This is a genomic window from Bradyrhizobium sp. Ken51, assembly GCF_055807435.1.
Genome location: NZ_JBVVPB010000015.1, coordinates 1 through 16,864, shown reverse-complemented (window position 1 = coordinate 16,864; position 16,864 = coordinate 1). Strand labels below are relative to the sequence as shown.

Sequence of the window (16,864 nt, the reverse complement as noted above, 5' to 3'; positions counted from 1 at the left end):
CCCGGCGCTGGCGGCGCGCTGTACAGCATTTCTAGCGGCCCGCCCTGAGGCGGACCGTTGTCGTGTAGAGCCGGGCGACCGATTACTTCGCGGTGCTGGTGGTGGTGGTGCCATCGCGCGCGTCCCGTCGTTCGTCTCGCCCCGTGCGCCGCTCCTGACGCCGCTCTGTGCGTCCTGTGCGTCGTTCCTGACGGCGTTCCGCTCGGCCACTTCGCTGTCCTGTCGCCGCTCGGTGCCGGATTTCGGGCTATCTGCTGGCGGTGTTGTTGGTGTGGTGGGCATTGCGATGGCTTGGGCTACCGCCTCCGACGCGGTCAGAACCGCTGACGACGCGACCCCTCCAAATGCAGCCGCGCATCCAAGGAAGCGAGTGCGCTGCGACGACAGACTTGCTTGGCTTCCGAACCTTGATCCATTTTCGTGTCCCGGTTCCGCGCCCCGAGAGCATCTCACCTCACGCAGGTAGACAGGCTGTTGATGTAAATCAACCGGACCACGGGCTTGGCAAACGCCTCATGAGCCAGCCGGTGAGAGACGATATCGTCATGCACAGCGATCTGAAGACACCAAAGTCGGCTGCCATAGCAGGGATCATCTTCTCCCTGCTCATGTTCACGATCTTTGGGCTGCTTCGACGTTCCATTCCAACTGACCCTTTGGAGCCCGGTGCATGGTTAGCCGCCGATACGAACTCAATTGAACTTGCGTTGAACTTAGTTCCTTTCGCCGGGATCGCCTTCTTGTGGTTCGTTGGGGTGCTGCGTGATCGTCTTGGTCATCAGGAGGATCGCTTCTTTGCCACGGTGTTTATCGGAAGCGCCATGCTGTTTCTGGTTATGCTGTTTACCGCAGCTGCTGTGATAGGCGCAGTCATGCTTTTGGCTTCCAAGACCGAACCGAATGAATTGATAAGTTCCGGCATATTTCGATATGCCCGCTCAGCCGCATTCATCGTCAACAATGTGTATGCTACCAAGATGGCTGCGGTCTTCATGGTCTCAACGTCAACTATTGTAATCTATACAAGCATCGCTCCGCGTTGGATCGCTTATATCGGCTACCTATTTGCGTTGTTGCTACTTATCGGGAGTTACTACATTGCGTGGAGCTTCGTGGTATTGCCCGCATGGGTCTTTCTGATTAGCGCGCATATTTTGATAGACAATTTACGGAAGCCTGGAGATGACATCGGTGCGCGATGACGAGATGCCGTCCGCTGTCGGTGATCGTGCTGCCGTCCCGTCGCCTGCCGAAGTGGACGATGAGGCGGTGGCGAGATGTCCTCCCACGTCCTGTCGGCCGCCGCGGTATTCTGGAGCTAACCGGCTTGCAGACGATCATCAAATAACTTCGGAGACTATCTGCGCAGCCTTTGTAAGAAAAGCACTTTGGTCAGTGCGGGAAAAAGGACCGAAGTTGTATATTTCGCCAGATGGCACAATCGCGCAAAGCATGGAGCCAACTGAACTCTCTTCAATGCGAACTATGAGTAGCGGCTGGCGCTCTCTGGTTACTACGGCGGACTGCGGAAATTTATAAAACGCAGGGACGTTCACACTTACCTCACCTATCGTTTGTGCGTTTTCATAATACATGAACAGAAGTCCCCTAAGCTCTACCATCTTCAAGGGCGTATTTGTTTTTGGACTTGGCAAAGCACTCAGGAATGTGATGCTCGGTGCTTCTTGCTCCTCGTTGCTCGGCGATTGTCCGGAGCGGTCTGTGCGTTTCCTTCTTTTTTCGAGCCAATCGGCAATGCCAATAAGCAATAATCCGGGTCCGACACACATTGCCAATTGGAAAGCGTCCGCGAGTGGATGGTAGAAGCGTTCAGCAATCGCGGAGATCCCTCCTCGGTTATAAGTTACGAGGTAACTTGCGATGAACAGTGCAACGCCAACAACGATGAAACCGTAGCCGATCCATCGGATCAATAATCTCATGCGGCCCATCCCTTGCCGGCTCTGTTAATACTCACAGCAACTAACGTTAGCATGCCCACAGCCTGCACGAGAACCGGGCGCACCGCGACCGGGGTCTCCCGCAACTGCTCCCCGATGGAGAGGCGGCGCGCCGGGGCCGCGCTTACCGGGGTAGCGGGCTGTTACCCCGATCCCATCGCGGTGATGGTGTGCGTGGTCTTGATCGGTCGTCGTGATGGTGGCGCGCTCATGGCGCTGCCGGTGCGCGCCGCCTGCCGTGGTCGTCGCGGCGGACAAATCAGCGGTTGAGGTGTCGACAATGATGCGCGAGCGCTTGGCGCTGTCGATGGCCGCCGGGGGTGGCCCCTCATCCGCGCAGGTGCTGTGGAGGGCAAGGCAACCGGGGGGCGGCGCGACGCCAGTCATCGAGGGTATCTGGTGCGAGAAAATCCGTGGTTGCAGTTGCAGCGGTGTGGAGTGCGGGTCGTGCTACTCAATGTGCGCCAAACCCACAGCAATCAAACTCCGCAATTCAGCAAAATGACGGTATCTGCCCAAAAGGAAGCCGGGTCCTGGTAGCGTCATGTCGCAATCAGGCGTGCGCAGACGCGGCGGGCGGCGAAGCCAGTTGGTGGAGAATGGCCACGAGCTCGGTGTGCACAGGTGATGTCCGGTCACTGAACGCCTCGATTGGGTTAGCTTCAGTCAGCCGGTTGAGACGCGTGAGCAGGCGAATGCGCTGACGGCGTGTAAGTTTCGCCTCCGACGAGCGCCACCGGAAGAACAGCCGATACAGTTCACCGTCTCCGAACAGCTCGTTGAGCTCGTGCATCGTGACGTAGACAAGAAAAAGGACCATCAACCATATCTGAATTGACAAAAATCTCGCCAACGGAAATTGACCAGCGAAGTGGTCGCCGAAATCAGTGATAGCGCCGCCTGCGGCGACGAAATGGACGAGTTCCTCTGCCAGCCGCACAATCAGCACGCATAGCCAGTAGATAGCGCTCTTGAACAAGATAGGCTGGAGCATTGGCGCGCCGTCGAAGCGACGCATGAAACGCATGTTGTCGGTTACCAAAACGGCTTTTCCGACTAGCAACGCCGCTACCAGCGAAGTGAAGAAGCCGCTGAACTCAATCCCGTGCTCCTGCAGGATCAGGCGTTTAGTGTACAGGATCAGGTTGAAGCCGACGAAGAAGAAGATTGTCGGCGGAAGAGCATGCTTCACCTGTGTGAGCCACCAGGTAACGGCCCGCCGCAAGAGCGCTGCCGGCGTCGAGCTAGCAATCGCGGGTTTTCTCATGTGATACCTCCCAGTGATTGCGCCGAGCCATCTCAGAGACACGCTGCCACTGGTGGCAGAAAGCCATGCTTCAGCTATCGTTCGGTTCGAGCGCAGTTGTTGACTTGCCTCAATGACCGTTGGGAAAGCTGGCTTCGTCCGCTTTGGGTCGTCAATCGCTAGCCCAGCGGCAAGTCCACTCATGTCCGCTATGTCTTCAAAGCGGAAGTGAGTTATCATACCGCAATGCAGCAGGGGCTAAACCGATGACTGAAGCCGTCAGCAGTAATGGATCGTCCGGCACCAAGCCTTCCTCTCGGAGGCGATCCGCCAGGTCCGCGACCGTCAGCGCGTCGGCGCTGGCGCTGCACCTCGATTGCAGCCGGGCCTACATCGGCACGCTCGAAGCTCAAGGCGTGATCCAGCGGCAAAGTGGCGGCTTCTCGCTCGACGGATCGCGCGTGGCCTATCTGCGCTTCCTGCGGCGCGAGCGGCAGCAATCGCCCCGCGCGCGGCTAACGACCTTGATCTGCGTCAAGCGACCGTACCGCGAAGCGGCTGTCCTATCCGCCGAATGGACAAGCGGCTCGCTCCCTCCGTTGTGCCGGGCACCCCGTCCACCCAAATCTCGGCTAGGGTTTCCGTTACTATGTCGTTCTTCACGGACCGTGACCTCGAATGTCTCGCCAGGTTGAAAGCAAACTGGCGGCAGTTCTATTGTGGTGAACTCAAGCGTCTGCAGAACGAAGACGCTGACAAACGTTGGAGCGACAAGACGCTGGGGCCCCATCACGTCTCCAGTGTCCTCGGGGTGACTCCGTGGTCGAGCCGATGCGTCCCAAGGCGATGCCACCGATCCTGACGGCCGACGAAGGAGCGGGACTTGTGGATGCGCGCACCGTGGGAGGAGGCCAAGGCGCTGCAGCGGCAACTGCCAGATGATGCGCTCAAGTAGTGTAGATCTTAGAGATAGAGCGCCTGCTCGCAGCGAGCCCGGCCAAGACGCGCAACGATTGCCGGCTTGTCACGACGGAGCGTCATGCGCGTCCGTTCACGTAGATGAACGTGGAGGGTTGATCCAAGTCAAGGGCGCGTAGCTCCCGCGCGTGAGGATTCAGACAAACCGCGGTTCGGCGCGATACGCAGGTTTCCGCGGTTCCTGTCTGAATGAAGGAGTACGCCTAATGCTGCGTCAAATTCTCATCGCATCGGCAGCTGCAGCCATGCTGCTGGTAACCTTCACTCCCGACGAAGCCGATGCTCGCGGTCGCGGCGGCGGTGCTTATCGGGGCGGTGGAGGCTATCGCGGCGGCGCGGTAGCAGTTCGAGGGCCTCGGGGTGGCGGCGCCGTGGCAGTGCGCGGTGGGCGCTACGCCTATCGTGGTGGGGCCTATCGCGGCTACGGCTATCGCGGCTATGGTGTCGGAGCCGCAGCGGTAGGCGCGGCTGCCCTTGGTACCGCTGCGTACCGCAGCAGTTGCTACGATGCGTACGGGAATTATATTTGCGCCTATTAGTCGCTCGATAGCGCGGCTTGGCCCCCTGTGCGCGCAAGCGCTGACGGTGCCGTCCGACGATGGCGACCCTGCGTCATCGGTCGCCAGGTACTCTGGGCGACGTGGCCTATCGGGGGGTCTGGCCGCCTAGCACCTCATTGATCTGCATCGAGCGATTTTGCGGTGCGCGGAAAGGATTTAGGAATCGTTGAGTAGAGGAGCAGTACACAGATGAGTGACCTTGTCGTAATTGCATTTCCGACCGAGGCGAAGGCGGAGGAAGTTCGCCAAAAGCTGCTGGCCATGCAGAAGGAGTACTTGATCGAACTCGGCGATGCCGTGATAGCGGTCAAAGACAGCAGCGGAAACATTAAACTAAACCAACTAATTAATACCACCGCTGCTGGTGCGGCTACTGGCGCCTTTTGGGGCACGCTGATTGGCCTGATCTTTCTGATGCCACTCGCTGGGGCTGCCCTCGGCGTTGCGTCCGGGACGCTCAGCGGATATTTAACGGATGTGGGCATCGACGACAAATGGATGAAGGAGACCGCCGCCGCTGTTCAACCCGGGACCGCGGCGCTCTTCGTACTGGTGCGCAAAGTCACGGCAGACAAGGTTCTTGAGAGGCTCAAAGGCGAAGGCGGCACGGTGCTAAAGACTTCTCTCGACCACACCAAGGAAGCCGCGTTGCAAGCGGCGCTTGCGGAGGTCAAAGCGACGGTACCGGCGGCTGCGCCTCCTGATTTGCCGGGCGTTTGAACCGATTGCAACTGTCTGCCGACGACACTCCGGCCCAATCTCGGGTTGGCCTAGGCCACTTCGGCGGTGCCGCTGCTCCAGGTGCAGTCATTGTCTGGCTGGGGTCGTTTCGGAGGGCCGGGAGCAAGTTGCCGAAGCATAATGCTGCCGCCTGATGATGCGCCGGGAGAGGCGCGCAGGTCCGCTGCCCACATGCACGGCCACGGCCCAGGTGCAAACGTATCGCAAGGAGACAATGCGCTGCTTCCGTTGTGCTCGGCGCTATCCTCGCGAGTCGTAGCGGCTTGCCTGGCGCACCGGCCGAACGAACCGATCTCGCATGGGCACCAAGGCACCAGACCCTTTTATGGCGCGCCTGCAGACCGGGCAGTTTACTGGTTCGCTGTTGCGGCGTGGAACGCAGCCGCATGCTCGGCTCCCAGGCCCGGCGCAGCGGTGGCCGACGTCCGGTGACGCACTCAATGCCAAGTACCGCTACCTCGAAGTGCGCTGCCTTGGCTGCGACACCAACCAGACCGATGCCCTGGACATCGTGCGCCCGCCAAAGGCAACGCCGGTCCATGAACTGGAGCGGTACATGCGGTACAAAGACTGCTCGCAGGTCCGGGGCTATCCGTACAAGCGCAGCCATCTGGTCGCGCTGCGACCTACCAAGATTTCAGCCAGCGATCCGCCATCGACGTGATGGCCGGACGAGCGGTAGAGTGAAAGTTCTGTTCGGATCGGAGGACACGACGTGAATGACCCTTGGGCCTTTGGCTGGACCCAGTTGCTGACCATTGTTGGTTTCTCGATCACTCTATGCATCGCATTTGGTAGCTTTCGGACATTTGGCCGATGGAAACGTGAGCAGATCGAAGAACGGAAGCTCGACGTAGCACTGGAGGCACTGTCAATCGCATATGAAGCGCAGATGGTGTTTGAGGACATTCAGCGTCCATTCATCGGGCAGCACGAGTGGCAAAACATGCCAGATGACGATTTGAACCAAGAGGAGAAGGATCGGCGGAAATCCTTTATGCGGTGATCAACAGGTTGGACCGCCACGTCAGCTATTTTGAGCGTGTGCTTTCTCTTCAGCCAAAGTTCATGGCGGTGTTTGGCAGCGAAACCAAGAGCAGCTTCATGAAGCTCTTCCGGGCGCAGCGCGGTATACAGGCGGCAATCGAGGTCTTGATGTTTATGGATCATCCGATCCGGCCCGATGAGAAAGGCACAGTTGCGCAGCTGCGATCCGACATTTGGAACACGAAGGGCCCGGGGGCCGATGAACCCGAGAGGAACAAGAAGCTCGTACTGGAATTTCAGAGCGACATCGAACGCATATGCGCACCGCTCGTGAGTTTGAAGTTCGACCCGTCGAAAACGACGACCCTTTCGACCCTTTGACTATGTGCAACCTCTACAGCATCACCACGAACCAAGCGGCCATCGCGGCGCTGTTCCGTGTCGTCAACCGCTATGCCGGCAACCTCGCGCCGATGCCGAGTGGCTAACGAAGCATGAGAGCTGCTCGTTCGTGAAGTTCACGCCAGCGGCGCGGAGTTGTTCGCGTAGGATAGCAGCATGGAAGCAGCCGTTCCAGACCAACACCTAATTGATCTGATTGATCGAGCGGCTTACTTGCGTGGTCGCTACCTGACCAGTTTCGCACAACGCGAATTTTTGCTCGCTGACCTGTCGGTGAAGGTAGACAGCCGATTTCGATACGCGCTCGAAAAACGCATCAATGCTGCCAAGGCGATGGCAGACGCGTCAGGCCCGCTTAATGCCTACGCCGATGACTTCCTGCCGCTCATCGAGAATATCGGCTTCTGGAGTGAGCGACGACATTGGTTCGCGCACGGCTTCCTGACCATCCACACCTATGCTCACGGCAAACATGCGTTTGAGTTTCGACGCTACGAGCAGCGAGATGGTGGCCTCGCCCTTCTCAAATGGATCGCCGACATCGATGAATTGCAGAACGCTGCGGACGCGATCAATAGATATTGCTCCGCCTTCGTCGCCCTCCATCGTCGCATCTATCTGGAATTGGGAATTGAGAACGAAGGCGAGTAGCAATGATCGTCACCAAGCTGGATGCTGCACGCCGCCATTTAGCGGCCGCAATACGTCTCTGGTTTCGCAATGGAGATGCAGTCTCCATTCACACACTGGCTTTTGCGGCTTATGAGGTGATCCACTTCATCAGCATTCACCGGGACAAATTCCGGCGCGATCTCTTGTTCGATAGCGACCTGATCAAAGACGAGCATCGCGCGGAGTACAACAGGCTCATCAGGTCGCCTGCGAACTTTTTCAAACATGCCGACCGCGATCCAGAGGGATCGCTCGAGTTTGAACCCGCGGCATCGGAGATCTTCATGCTTTTTGCCATACTGGGGCTATCTACGATTAAAGAGCCTAATACTGACGAGGAAGCTGCCTTTATGTTTTGGCGCTACTTCCATCACCCAGACCAACTGACGGAGGCCGGCCGGAAAACATACGTGGATGGTATCCCGGATGATCGTCTTGCGGAGATCAGGAGCATTCCGAAGGACCAGTTCTTCGAGGCGTTCACGAAAAGCCGGTGGATGAACCGGCGGCTCGAGGAAGACAGGGCTAAACATACCATGAGGCTGCCCCCCTCCACTTGAGGATCGCGGCGGGCAGGACTATACCGGCGAGCATGAACTTACCTCGCACACACCACTACAACCCCCAGTTCGCGCTCCGCCGATGGACAGGAAGCGACGGCTTGTTGTGTGAGATGCGGCAGGTCAATGGCGTCGTGACGCCGAGGCGTCGGCATCCTCGCCGTACCGGTATGGTACGCGACCTCTACCGCGTCGAGGGTGTCGCCGAAGAAAGTTCGCAGGATCTCGAAATCAAGTTCATGTCGCCGCTCGACAGCGGCGCGGCCGTGGCATTGGACCGCCTGATCACCTGCAAGCCGCTCGACAGAGAGCAACGACTGGCATGGGCGCGCTACCTGCTCTCTATGCTATATCGGCACCCCGATGCCGTTGAAACGATCAAGACGCACATGGCGGAGATGTGGCGCGAAGGCACCAACGCGCTTGAAGCCGACTTCGCTAAGATGCAGGTGGCCGGCGGGTTGCCGGCGAATACGCTGGCAGAAGAGACCACGACGCGAGACCCGGGCGCGGCCGGAAAGAGCGCCGCGAACATGATCGCCGACATCATCGGCAACAGCCGCGCCGTGCCGGATATCGCGGCCATGCCTTGGACGTGCGTCGATGTCAGCCAGTCGAAATTTTCGCTGCTCACGTCGGATCGCCCGCTTGTGATGTTTAGCGGTTTGGCCGACCCGCTTTGCTACCTTGCGCTGCCGCTGTCGCCTCACAGGCTTTTCGTCGCCTCGCATGATCGCCGATATGCGAAGAAGCTCCCGGGTACCGGAGATACGCGGATCGTCAAGGCGATGAACATGGATGTGGTGCGACAGGCGCGCGAGTTCGTGTGGGGCAGCGATGACGCTCAGGTGGAGTTCGTGCAAAGGCATATGCGAACGGTGCCTGACCGCGTCATCCTGACCGAGGACCAGCGCCAGCAAGGCATTGCAGCGGCCCGCGGGCTGTAGCCCGGCGGTGACTGTGCGCCGTCCCTAAGGCTTCATCAAACCGTGCCAGCCTTCGAAGGTGACGCAGCCACCAACCGGCCCGCTGTGGGTCCACGAAATCAAGCATGACGGCTACCGGCGCTGATGGTTCGCAAGGATGGAGAGCGGGTCCGCTGCTTCACAAGGGGCGGCCATGACTGGGCCAACCGCTGCCGACCATCGTAGAGGCGGCCAGCCGCATCATGGCGGCATCCTTCATGCTCGATGGTGAGGCCGTGATCGCCCGGCACGCCGGACTTCCGCGCTGTGCGGAGCTAACGCCGGGCCGATGAGGCGGTGCTGTTCGCCTTCGACCTGATGATGGCGACGACGACCTTCGCGGTCTGCCGCTGATCGAGCGCAAGCGGCGACTCAAGAAGCCGATCGGCAAGCGGCGAGCGATCCGGTTCAACGAGCATTTGACCGGCTTCGACCGGACGATCTTTAAGCACGTGTGCCGTGCGGGACGGGAGGCATCGTCTCGAGGCGCGGGCGGACGTGCTTAGTCTGAGCGGGCCAGGCAAAGTGGGCGAGGACGGCATATGGGAGCGTGAGGATGCAAAGCGTTCAACGGCGGAACTGTATGTTGGCAGTGCGCGTCCTGCGACGCTCTAGGCGACCCGTCGGCGACGTCCTTTGCCACGGCCACGATTCGGATTACGTTCGTCGACCGTCGATTGCCAAATTGCGACTTCTTGCGCAAACCAAAGTTTGCGATTTGGGCTGACATACGTGCCGCTTGGAAAGCGTCCGCTTTTCATCATTCGGTGCAGCGTGGTTCGCGAAATCGGGATCAACGCCAAAACCTGCGCCTCGTTGAGCATGGGTTGAGGCTCAGGTTTCTTCGGTGCGCTGTCCTCCGTCTCGGCTCCTGTCGTTTCGCGGCGATCATCGCGAACTTTCATCGTGCAACTCCCACCATCGCTTGCCTTGCGAGTCCGGCTTCAGCCGACGCCATCCCAATTGCTCCAGAGCTGCTGCAACCCGGCGCTGGTCGGCAGTTCCAATGCGCGGAGTCTCGATATCCAGCGCCTCGCGCGCCACTTGGCCGACCGTCACCTTGTCGTGCTTCTTTAAATAGTCCGCGATGTTCTCCTCCCAGGCATCCGCTTCATAGCGAGAGGCCTGTTCAGGCATAATGCATTCCCGCTCGAAATCCTTGTCTGGCCACCACCTGGCGCCTTCGCGGTAACGCGCCACAGCCTCCGCGAACAATTGGTCGCGGTGGCGCGCCAAGGCCTCGATCTCGATAACCCCGGTTTTGATGGGCCAAAAACGGCGACCGCCGGTTTCGTCGCGCAGGTAGTTATTTCTATTTGTTGTGCCCACGAACACGCACTGCCGCGGCTCGTTGACCTCTCTGCGGCCGAAGCTAGGGCGGTAGCGTTCGACCGCTCTGCTGATGAAGGCTTTCAGCTGGGTTGCCTCAGCCCGGCTCATGGCGTGCATTTCAGCAACCTCAATGAGCCACTTACCCCGCAGATGTTGTGATACGTCCTTTCCTGCTGAAACCTCCGGTAGGTTGTCGGAGAACCAATCGCCGCCAAGCACTCGACATGCAGATGACTTGAGAGTCCCTTGGGGACCCTCGAGAACTGGGAGGTGGTCGGCCTTGCAGCCCGGTTCAAAGATACGTGCAACCATGCTGATCAAGAACATTTGCCCAATGGTTCTCGCGTAAACGGTGTCTTCGGTCCCGAAGTAACCCGGGAACAGATCCATGATGCGTGGCGTGCGATCCCATCGGAGCCCATTGAGATAATCGCGGACCGGATGAAATCGACATTCATAGGCACGGATATCTATGGCCTGGTGTGCGACATCCTTGCTGATCCGCTTCAGGCCAAGATGTTGGAGTCGTTCCTGCACGATCCCAACGTCGACGTCGGTACAGAGGCGCGGCATAAAGTGCGGCTCCGGGACGAGCGCATGCATAAGCACGGGCGCGCACAACATCTCGTCGAAGGCGAAGGCCTCACGGAATTCGGCGCGAAGTCCAACTAGTACGCTCGCCAGCACCGAAAGCGGCTGACCCGTCACACCCACTATGCACTCGTCCAGCCACGACGGGCCATGCGCCGACAGCGCGGCTAAGCGGACGATGTTGTCAGCGTTCGCCATAGCCGAGTCTCCGATTGATCTCCCTACCTGCGATCGACTGTACAATACGATTGACATCATCAGCCGGCAGCGGTGGTCGACAATGCGCTGCGTTCCATAGCTGAAGGATTTCAAGGACGACAAAAGGATCGACGTGTTGGCGGAGGAAATATCCGCACAAGCGGGTCACAGTGTTGTCGCGCTGCCCTTCGTCGAAGCATTCGGTTGCCAGAGTTCGCCATTCGGTTTGCAAGGCGTTAAGTTTTTCGTCGCTTTTGCCGGATCTGGAGACTTGGGAGATTAACCAATCCGGCGCTAAAGCAAATTCTCCCGCGCTGTCGACCGACCAAGCGTATTGCCGACCGCTGGGATGGAGGCTCGGAGGCACCAGCACGTAACCGCCATCCCCTCGCAGGTCGATGCCTGGCGCAATCTTGCCGACCGAGTTGCGCACTGAGGATCTTGGCATTTTAAAGAAAGCGTGGCGCCCCCTTGCCGTGATGCTTTCAACAGTTGGCGGCAGTTGCCCGTGCCTTTGCTCGAGCCGTCGCAATTCGGCTTCGGCATCAAGACCGTCTAGGTCGACCACGAATATGCCTGAGACCAAGCCCGTCGCCACGGCGACGTTGAATTCCGGCTCATGACGCCACCATTGCCGGATCGTATCGAGATCCATGGTTGCATCCTTAACACCGTTCGCTGTTGCTGGACGTTTGTCGCGAGGGCGGCAGGGAAACACAGCCAGTCCTTTGAAAGCGAGCGATAGGGCTGTTTGAATCACTGCCGACCTCATGCTTCAGAAGGGGATATCGTCGTCCAAACCTTCTTCGGGCGGGGCCTCCGGCGGTGGCGGTTTCGACAGGTTCCGCTGCGCCGGCGCGCGAACACGAACACAGTCGACAAGTTTGCCCCCCATGCGCGTCTTGTCCGGGTACAGTTCGATTTTGTGGCCTGGCCAGCTCTCCGTATCGTCGTTACCGACAATGGCGGTTATGGAATCGTAATTGGTCGCATTCAGAGGGAGCGCCTTCTTAGCATTTTTGAAATACAGCACCATTTTCTGAGTCTCTTTGCCATCCGTACCCTTCAGCGTTTCAAAGCTCGCATGGTCTATCTCCGGCGTGCACGGGTGGCCGTTCAGGTCCGAACATTTCAGGTATCTGGACGGAAATACTTCATCGCGTTTCATTTCGGCTTCCTTTCAGCTAAGGTCATGCCGGCGGAAAACGTCGGCGGCTTATCCATCTTTCGATGAATTTCAGGCTCAGCGGAACGAGCAGAGCGACGCCGTCGATCGCCTCAGATCGCATGCTCAATCCGACTGATAGAAAGGGTGGTGACAGGCAGGTAGCTATCACTTGCCGTTTGCAGAAGCTCGTTACGCCGTCTTCTGCATCCAACGTGCGCGGTTAGCCTGACCTGCCTTCGCGCGCTTCCGAGACCAGGGGCGTGCCCGTGCGAGAAACTCCAGGATGGTGTCGGTTGGAACTAGTGTCTTTCCCGCCAACTTCACGGCCCGGAGGGCTCCCGAACTAATAAGAGTATTTATGCTCGCTTCTGATTGCCCAGTGATTGCGGCGGCGCGCGCAACTGGATGAAAGGGGATCGCCTGCCAGGCGACACCGTGGATTGTAGCTCTCGACATGTTGTTCTCCAGAAAAGTAGAGAACACGTACAATATACATATCGGCGATGATGTCAGCAAAACACCTGGAACAGATCTATGTCCGTTGACCTGAGCGCCGCAAACTCCTCCAGAAGTGGCTCTGATCATGAACCACAGCAAGAAGTGTTGTCGTCCTTCATCGACGAACGGCTGCGAGTTGGTCGGCGTAGTGGACGCAAGCGGGCGCTGGGCACCAGGCCGCCGCTGACGATCCCACAGGAGCCAACCGGCGTTTGCGCCTCGATGCCTTCGCCAACGGCCGGCGTTCCGCATTCTGGCCGTGCTCGACCACTTCACGCGCGAGTGCTTGGCGCTCGCCGCCGGGCCTGGGGCTCGTGCGCGAGCTCGGTGTCATCACTGCCGGGCGCGGTCGGCCAGCGATGTGCATGTCCGAGAACGTAAGCGGGCTGACCGGAATGGCCGCGCCACGCCTCGGCCAGGATAGACGGATCGACTGGCACTACATCGCACGTGGCAAGCTGACCAAGAACGCCTTGTCGAGAGTTTAGACGCCCGCTGCGCGACGAACTCCTCAACGAAACGCTGTTCACTCGCTCGTGTAGGTTCGAGGCGTGCCCCCGGCCTTGAAGGGCGATTATAACAAATACCCGGCCGCACAGAGCTTTGCATTGCGGCCTCCTCGGATCGCACCGGGACAGGCGCTGCGCTACGTCAAGGGCTCCGCGCTCCGCCCAGTTGCTCCACGAAGCCCTGGGCTCAAATGCGCACCGGAAGTTTCCCTATCGCTGGGTGAAGCACGGGGCTCAGATCACCCGGCTTTCCTTCATCCGCCGAAGTACCATGCGAACGCGATCGATTTCCGCGCCAGTATCTGGTCTCCAAGCGACCTCCAACATCGCAGCTTGTATTGCTTCACGTTCGCTAGCACCGGCTGCCATAATCATTGTCGTGCGAGCGCTCAACTTAATGTATCGAAAATGCGCAGCAAAACTTGGCGAGCGCCGACGGGCGCCTTGCGGCAATCTCGCCATGCGCCACGTTAGCGTCTGCCAATGCCACGGGGGCAGGATGCTAGTCGCTCGCCTTCGTCGGCGAGAGGGGGCCTACCGCCTCGGTCTATTAAAGTAAGTTGTACGGCAATTGCATGACTCGGCGGGTGGCTCCTCAAGCAAACCTCGGCCTGTGAGTGCCGGGGTGGGAGCTCTCATCAAGAGCGTTTTTCATTCGCCTGCGATACCAAGTCGCTTCATCGCCCGCATCACCGTCATAGGATTCCAGGCGCCGCCCCGAGGCGCCGGTATCCGCCGGTCTGTCAGCTCCTGAGCGATTTCGCGGTACGGAAGCTCCCACATCTCCTTCAGGATGGGCTCTAGGCGGGCGTCCCGAGTCGCTGCAGCGGCCTTGTTGACGTCGGCCTGCGTCTGGTTGCCGAGCCGTTTGCCGCGATGCTTGGCCTCCGCAAGGGCGAGGCGGGTTCGTTCGGCGATGACGCTGCGTTCCTTCTCGGCCACGGCGGCATATATGTGCAGCATGAAGGAGTCCACGTCCTTGCCCAGCTCCGTGACAATGAATGGCACCCTTTTTGCCATCAGGCCGGCGATGAAAGCCACATCGCGCGACAGTCGGTCCAATTTGGCCACCACGACGGGGCACTTAAGTCGCTTAGCCTTCTTCAGGGCCGCGGCGAGCTGAGGGCGCCTTTCGAGCGCGTCTGCTCCTTTGCCGGTCTCAACTTCGGTAAACTCACCAGCAATCTCCATTCCCTCGTTGCCGGCGAACGCCGAGATGAGGCGCCGCTGGCCGTCGAGGCCAAGCCCAGACCGACCCTGCTTCTCGCGCGATACTCGATAATAAGCGACAATCGGCTGCGACATCATCCATCTCGTAACACCTCGACGAACGTCAGTATGTTACAAAACGGGTCTGGCAGCAAGAGTCTATCAACAGGAGTAGCTCCGAAGCATTTGCGAGTCAGAAACTGAAGCAGCGTCGGTTCGGTCAATGATTTATTCGGCGACCGCCCCCTGGCAGCCCCCGAGGGCAGTATTTCAAACGTTCGCAAGACCCCCCGCCAAAATTTTCGGCCTGCAGACTTGCTGGCCGCCGCACATTCGACAAGCCACGATGGTTTCTTCGTGAGGACGACAGTAGCCAGTGAGATCGCAATGTCGCAACTAAAGGAGCGGCCTCCCGGAACGGACAGAGAAACCGTCATGGCGCGCCTGGCTCGGAAGATTGGGCGTGGCCGAGACGTGATCTACCATGGCACCCGGCACCTCCCGCTGGTGATGCGCACGGGAGTATTGTTGCCAGCGACCGCAGGCGATGCTGCGGTCTTCTTTAGCCGATCGCCGGAGGTTGCTGCGTACTGGGGCAACATGACTGGAGAGACGAGAGACCTGTCCGACGGCGGCGTCCTGGTCCTCAACCGCAGCACACTCGTCCAGAACTATCGCTTGCTAACCTCTCGCTACATGGAGGATTGGAACGACGAGCGCGAAGAAGTTGTCTGGGGCCGCCGCATAAACATTTGACGCCATTTGCTTGGCGTGGTGCGGCAGGCTGACGTGGACGCTGCGATTGGTCCGCCTCGACAACCCATTTTGCCCGACGACTTCTACACGTGGCCCGAAGTGAGAAGGCAAGCTTTTTGGCGGCGGGAGGCGCGTTTGGCCGCCGATCTGGTCCGGGATGGGCGATTGAAAGTTCGGGAGATCATTGTTCAGCAGCGGGAGACGAGGCTCCTTCGAGCGGGCTGAACTGGCCAGGGCTGGGCTCTAACCGCCGGCGCGGACTGCCTCGCCGGATGCAGACTTCTCCATTCCGGCCTACGGACGGAGCGCCGGGCACAGCATAACTGGCCACGCACATGGAAGCCGTGCGCCGCCGCCATAACTGTTCGCAGCATGTTCGCTTTTGGAAGATCCTTCTCCCGACCGCACCTGGGTTTTGCGGGGCGAACCGCGAACCATTCGTGGCGGTGGGGAATATTTGTCTACCGCGTGTGCCGGTATCGTCCATCCAAACCGCTCAGCAATGATGAACTCGATCGGATTGGTCGGGGTGTCCGCGGCGTGACGGGTCCATGATCAGGTCGCGGGGACGCTTCGGCCAAAAGGTGCGCGTTGCATCGGCTCCCCGCACTGACCCAGCGGAAATGCCGGCTCTGTACTCCCCACTGTTCCATTTTGCCCCTGTCCCGGAACCTTTGCCGATGAACAGAGTAGAAGCTGCCTGTGGGCTTGGCTGTTTGACCTCTCGCGCCGGCCCGTTCGTAGGACCTCCGATTGGACGCTGTCGCAGTGCCTCTTTCATACCCGAGGGATCCAGCATGAAACGCATAGTCCTGACCGGCATCGTCCTTCTCTCGCTCTCTTCTGTGGCCGAGGCGCATCGTCTCTCGGGGAGCGCCACTTACTACGGCAGAAGTGACCGCCTGTGCGGTCGCCGCACAGCCTCCGGGGGCGTACTCAACTGTGCTGCAATGACGGCCGCCCACCGGACGCTGCCCTTCGGGACGGTACTGATGGTTCAGAGCGGCGGCCGGTCGATCCAGGTCACGGTGAACGATCGCGGTCCATTCACCGGCGCGTTCCTTGATCTATCGCCTGCGGCCGCAAGTGCGCTCGGCTGTCGCTGCACCCATCGCAACGTGACCGCGACTATTGTGCAAATGGGATCCGGTGGGACTTTCGTCGCGAGCCGTGGTCGCCAACGTCCCGTCGCTGCGGCGGCCATACCCGGGTTCTTCCAACCGATGCAGGACGGCATGGGTCCGTTGGGAACGTTCGGATCGTCAATGGCAATGGCTCCTGCGCTCCGTCATCACCGTCACCACTAGTACAGGAGGCCCCGTCGGCATGGCGGAGAGTTGCCAAATGCTCGACGGCACAGCCATAGTCAACAAATCGCATATCGAGGAGCCCCGTGATGCGGTTGTCCAGTTTGGCTATTGTCGCGCTTGTCGTGGGTGCCTCCAACCCAACTTATGTTTCTATCGCGATGGCAGCTCCAGAATGTTCAAGATCGATGGAGCTGGCGGATTGGGGAGAGAATTCGACCGGT

At 59.4% G+C, this 16,864-nt stretch carries 18 protein-coding genes and 1 pseudogene; 12 read left to right on the top strand and 7 right to left on the bottom strand.

Features of this window, described 5'->3' with window-relative positions:
* Positions 1 to 344 precede the first annotated feature (344 nt).
* A complete protein-coding gene (locus AC0L27_RS23920) occupies positions 345 to 1,202 on the top strand; it encodes a hypothetical protein (protein WP_473320540.1) in 858 nt (285 codons plus the stop codon).
* A 138-nt stretch (positions 1,203 to 1,340) separates the two neighbouring features.
* On the opposite strand, the gene AC0L27_RS23915 is transcribed toward AC0L27_RS23920, so the two are convergent.
* Positions 1,341 to 1,943 carry a hypothetical protein gene (locus AC0L27_RS23915; RefSeq protein ID WP_473320539.1) on the bottom strand — a complete coding sequence of 201 codons (603 nt, stop codon included), beginning with the start codon at positions 1,941 to 1,943 and terminating at the stop codon, positions 1,341 to 1,343.
* A 571-nt stretch (positions 1,944 to 2,514) separates the two neighbouring features.
* Positions 2,515 to 3,228 (bottom strand): hypothetical protein, encoded by a 714-nt coding sequence (locus AC0L27_RS23910; protein WP_473320537.1) that lies wholly within the window; start codon positions 3,226 to 3,228, stop codon positions 2,515 to 2,517.
* Positions 3,229 to 4,934: 1,706 nt separating this feature from the next.
* Here AC0L27_RS23910 and AC0L27_RS23905 point away from each other — a divergent pair.
* The 8 genes and pseudogenes from AC0L27_RS23905 to AC0L27_RS23870 all read left to right on the top strand — a co-directional run bounded on the left by AC0L27_RS23905 (position 4,935) and on the right by AC0L27_RS23870 (position 9,054).
* Positions 4,935 to 5,465, top strand: a complete 531-nt coding sequence (locus AC0L27_RS23905; protein WP_063995450.1) for a DUF1269 domain-containing protein — start codon at positions 4,935 to 4,937, stop codon at positions 5,463 to 5,465.
* Between the two features lie 346 nt (positions 5,466 to 5,811).
* Positions 5,812 to 6,150: a hypothetical protein gene (locus tag AC0L27_RS23900; RefSeq protein ID WP_473320536.1), complete on the top strand. Its 339-nt coding sequence runs from the start codon at positions 5,812 to 5,814 to the stop codon at positions 6,148 to 6,150.
* Between the two features lie 51 nt (positions 6,151 to 6,201).
* Positions 6,202 to 6,492 (top strand): hypothetical protein, encoded by a 291-nt coding sequence (locus AC0L27_RS23895; RefSeq protein WP_473320535.1) that lies wholly within the window; start codon positions 6,202 to 6,204, stop codon positions 6,490 to 6,492.
* Positions 6,493 to 6,500: 8 nt separating this feature from the next.
* The gene (locus AC0L27_RS23890; protein WP_473320534.1) at positions 6,501 to 6,854 is read left to right on the top strand and encodes a hypothetical protein; all 354 of its coding nucleotides are present in this window, start codon (positions 6,501 to 6,503) and stop codon (positions 6,852 to 6,854) included.
* 2 nt (positions 6,855 to 6,856) lie between these two features.
* A pseudogene (locus AC0L27_RS23885) lies at positions 6,857 to 6,952 on the top strand (SOS response-associated peptidase); the annotation flags it as partial.
* Positions 6,953 to 7,031: 79 nt separating this feature from the next.
* A complete protein-coding gene (locus AC0L27_RS23880; RefSeq protein WP_473320532.1) occupies positions 7,032 to 7,526 on the top strand; it encodes a hypothetical protein in 495 nt (164 codons plus the stop codon).
* A gap of 2 nt (positions 7,527 to 7,528) precedes the next feature.
* Positions 7,529 to 8,107, top strand: coding sequence for a hypothetical protein (locus AC0L27_RS23875; protein WP_473320531.1), 579 nt, complete (start codon positions 7,529 to 7,531; stop codon positions 8,105 to 8,107).
* A gap of 32 nt (positions 8,108 to 8,139) precedes the next feature.
* Positions 8,140 to 9,054 (top strand): DUF4238 domain-containing protein, encoded by a 915-nt coding sequence (locus tag AC0L27_RS23870; RefSeq protein ID WP_473320529.1) that lies wholly within the window; start codon positions 8,140 to 8,142, stop codon positions 9,052 to 9,054.
* A gap of 629 nt (positions 9,055 to 9,683) precedes the next feature.
* On the opposite strand, the gene AC0L27_RS23865 is transcribed toward AC0L27_RS23870, so the two are convergent.
* Genes AC0L27_RS23865 through AC0L27_RS23850 form a run of 4 tightly spaced genes read right to left on the bottom strand, consistent with a single transcriptional unit; the run spans position 9,684 to position 12,361 of the window.
* Positions 9,684 to 9,977, bottom strand: coding sequence for a helix-turn-helix transcriptional regulator (locus tag AC0L27_RS23865; RefSeq protein WP_084777527.1), 294 nt, complete (start codon positions 9,975 to 9,977; stop codon positions 9,684 to 9,686).
* Positions 9,961 to 11,193, bottom strand: coding sequence for a virulence-associated E family protein (locus AC0L27_RS23860; protein ID WP_473320528.1), 1,233 nt, complete (start codon positions 11,191 to 11,193; stop codon positions 9,961 to 9,963). The genes AC0L27_RS23865 and AC0L27_RS23860 overlap by 17 nt, the downstream gene beginning before the upstream one ends.
* Entirely contained in the window at positions 11,180 to 11,965 is a 786-nt protein-coding gene (locus AC0L27_RS23855; RefSeq protein ID WP_473320527.1) for a bifunctional DNA primase/polymerase, read from the bottom strand. The genes AC0L27_RS23860 and AC0L27_RS23855 overlap by 14 nt, the downstream gene beginning before the upstream one ends.
* A 3-nt stretch (positions 11,966 to 11,968) precedes the next feature.
* Positions 11,969 to 12,361, bottom strand: coding sequence for a hypothetical protein (locus AC0L27_RS23850; RefSeq protein ID WP_063995458.1), 393 nt, complete (start codon positions 12,359 to 12,361; stop codon positions 11,969 to 11,971).
* An 863-nt stretch (positions 12,362 to 13,224) separates the two neighbouring features.
* Here AC0L27_RS23850 and AC0L27_RS23845 point away from each other — a divergent pair.
* Positions 13,225 to 13,347, top strand: coding sequence for a hypothetical protein (locus AC0L27_RS23845; RefSeq protein ID WP_256375632.1), 123 nt, complete (start codon positions 13,225 to 13,227; stop codon positions 13,345 to 13,347).
* 672 nt (positions 13,348 to 14,019) lie between these two features.
* Here the strand turns inward: AC0L27_RS23845 and AC0L27_RS23840 are convergent.
* Positions 14,020 to 14,673, bottom strand: coding sequence for a recombinase family protein (locus tag AC0L27_RS23840; RefSeq protein ID WP_473320525.1), 654 nt, complete (start codon positions 14,671 to 14,673; stop codon positions 14,020 to 14,022).
* 339 nt (positions 14,674 to 15,012) lie between these two features.
* On the opposite strand from AC0L27_RS23840, the gene AC0L27_RS23835 reads away from it, so the two are divergent.
* Both AC0L27_RS23835 and AC0L27_RS23830 read left to right on the top strand, forming a co-directional pair.
* Positions 15,013 to 15,333: a hypothetical protein gene (locus AC0L27_RS23835; RefSeq protein ID WP_473320524.1), complete on the top strand. Its 321-nt coding sequence runs from the start codon at positions 15,013 to 15,015 to the stop codon at positions 15,331 to 15,333.
* Positions 15,334 to 15,884: 551 nt separating this feature from the next.
* Positions 15,885 to 16,640: a septal ring lytic transglycosylase RlpA family protein gene (locus AC0L27_RS23830; RefSeq protein ID WP_473320523.1), complete on the top strand. Its 756-nt coding sequence runs from the start codon at positions 15,885 to 15,887 to the stop codon at positions 16,638 to 16,640.
* The last annotated feature ends 224 nt before the right edge of the window (positions 16,641 to 16,864 follow it).

What these genes read in the sequence shown, in the direction of transcription:
- AC0L27_RS23855 (WP_473320527.1), bottom strand. Translation starts at nt 11,965, where the DNA reads ATGAGGTCGGCAGTGATTCAAACAGCCCTATCGCTCGCTTTCAAAGGA.
- AC0L27_RS23870 (WP_473320529.1), top strand. Translation starts at nt 8,140, where the DNA reads ATGAACTTACCTCGCACACACCACTACAACCCCCAGTTCGCGCTCCGC.
- AC0L27_RS23910 (WP_473320537.1), bottom strand. Translation starts at nt 3,228, where the DNA reads ATGAGAAAACCCGCGATTGCTAGCTCGACGCCGGCAGCGCTCTTGCGG.
- AC0L27_RS23840 (WP_473320525.1), bottom strand. Translation starts at nt 14,673, where the DNA reads ATGTCGCAGCCGATTGTCGCTTATTATCGAGTATCGCGCGAGAAGCAG.
- AC0L27_RS23915 (WP_473320539.1), bottom strand. Translation starts at nt 1,943, where the DNA reads ATGAGATTATTGATCCGATGGATCGGCTACGGTTTCATCGTTGTTGGC.
- AC0L27_RS23905 (WP_063995450.1), top strand. Translation starts at nt 4,935, where the DNA reads ATGAGTGACCTTGTCGTAATTGCATTTCCGACCGAGGCGAAGGCGGAG.
- AC0L27_RS23850 (WP_063995458.1), bottom strand. Translation starts at nt 12,361, where the DNA reads ATGAAACGCGATGAAGTATTTCCGTCCAGATACCTGAAATGTTCGGAC.
- AC0L27_RS23880 (WP_473320532.1), top strand. Translation starts at nt 7,032, where the DNA reads ATGGAAGCAGCCGTTCCAGACCAACACCTAATTGATCTGATTGATCGA.
- AC0L27_RS23835 (WP_473320524.1), top strand. Translation starts at nt 15,013, where the DNA reads ATGGCGCGCCTGGCTCGGAAGATTGGGCGTGGCCGAGACGTGATCTAC.
- AC0L27_RS23845 (WP_256375632.1), top strand. Translation starts at nt 13,225, where the DNA reads ATGTCCGAGAACGTAAGCGGGCTGACCGGAATGGCCGCGCCACGCCTC.
- AC0L27_RS23920 (WP_473320540.1), top strand. Translation starts at nt 345, where the DNA reads ATGCAGCCGCGCATCCAAGGAAGCGAGTGCGCTGCGACGACAGACTTG.
- AC0L27_RS23900 (WP_473320536.1), top strand. Translation starts at nt 5,812, where the DNA reads ATGGCGCGCCTGCAGACCGGGCAGTTTACTGGTTCGCTGTTGCGGCGT.
- AC0L27_RS23865 (WP_084777527.1), bottom strand. Translation starts at nt 9,977, where the DNA reads ATGAAAGTTCGCGATGATCGCCGCGAAACGACAGGAGCCGAGACGGAG.
- AC0L27_RS23830 (WP_473320523.1), top strand. Translation starts at nt 15,885, where the DNA reads ATGATCAGGTCGCGGGGACGCTTCGGCCAAAAGGTGCGCGTTGCATCG.
- AC0L27_RS23875 (WP_473320531.1), top strand. Translation starts at nt 7,529, where the DNA reads ATGATCGTCACCAAGCTGGATGCTGCACGCCGCCATTTAGCGGCCGCA.
- AC0L27_RS23860 (WP_473320528.1), bottom strand. Translation starts at nt 11,193, where the DNA reads ATGGCGAACGCTGACAACATCGTCCGCTTAGCCGCGCTGTCGGCGCAT.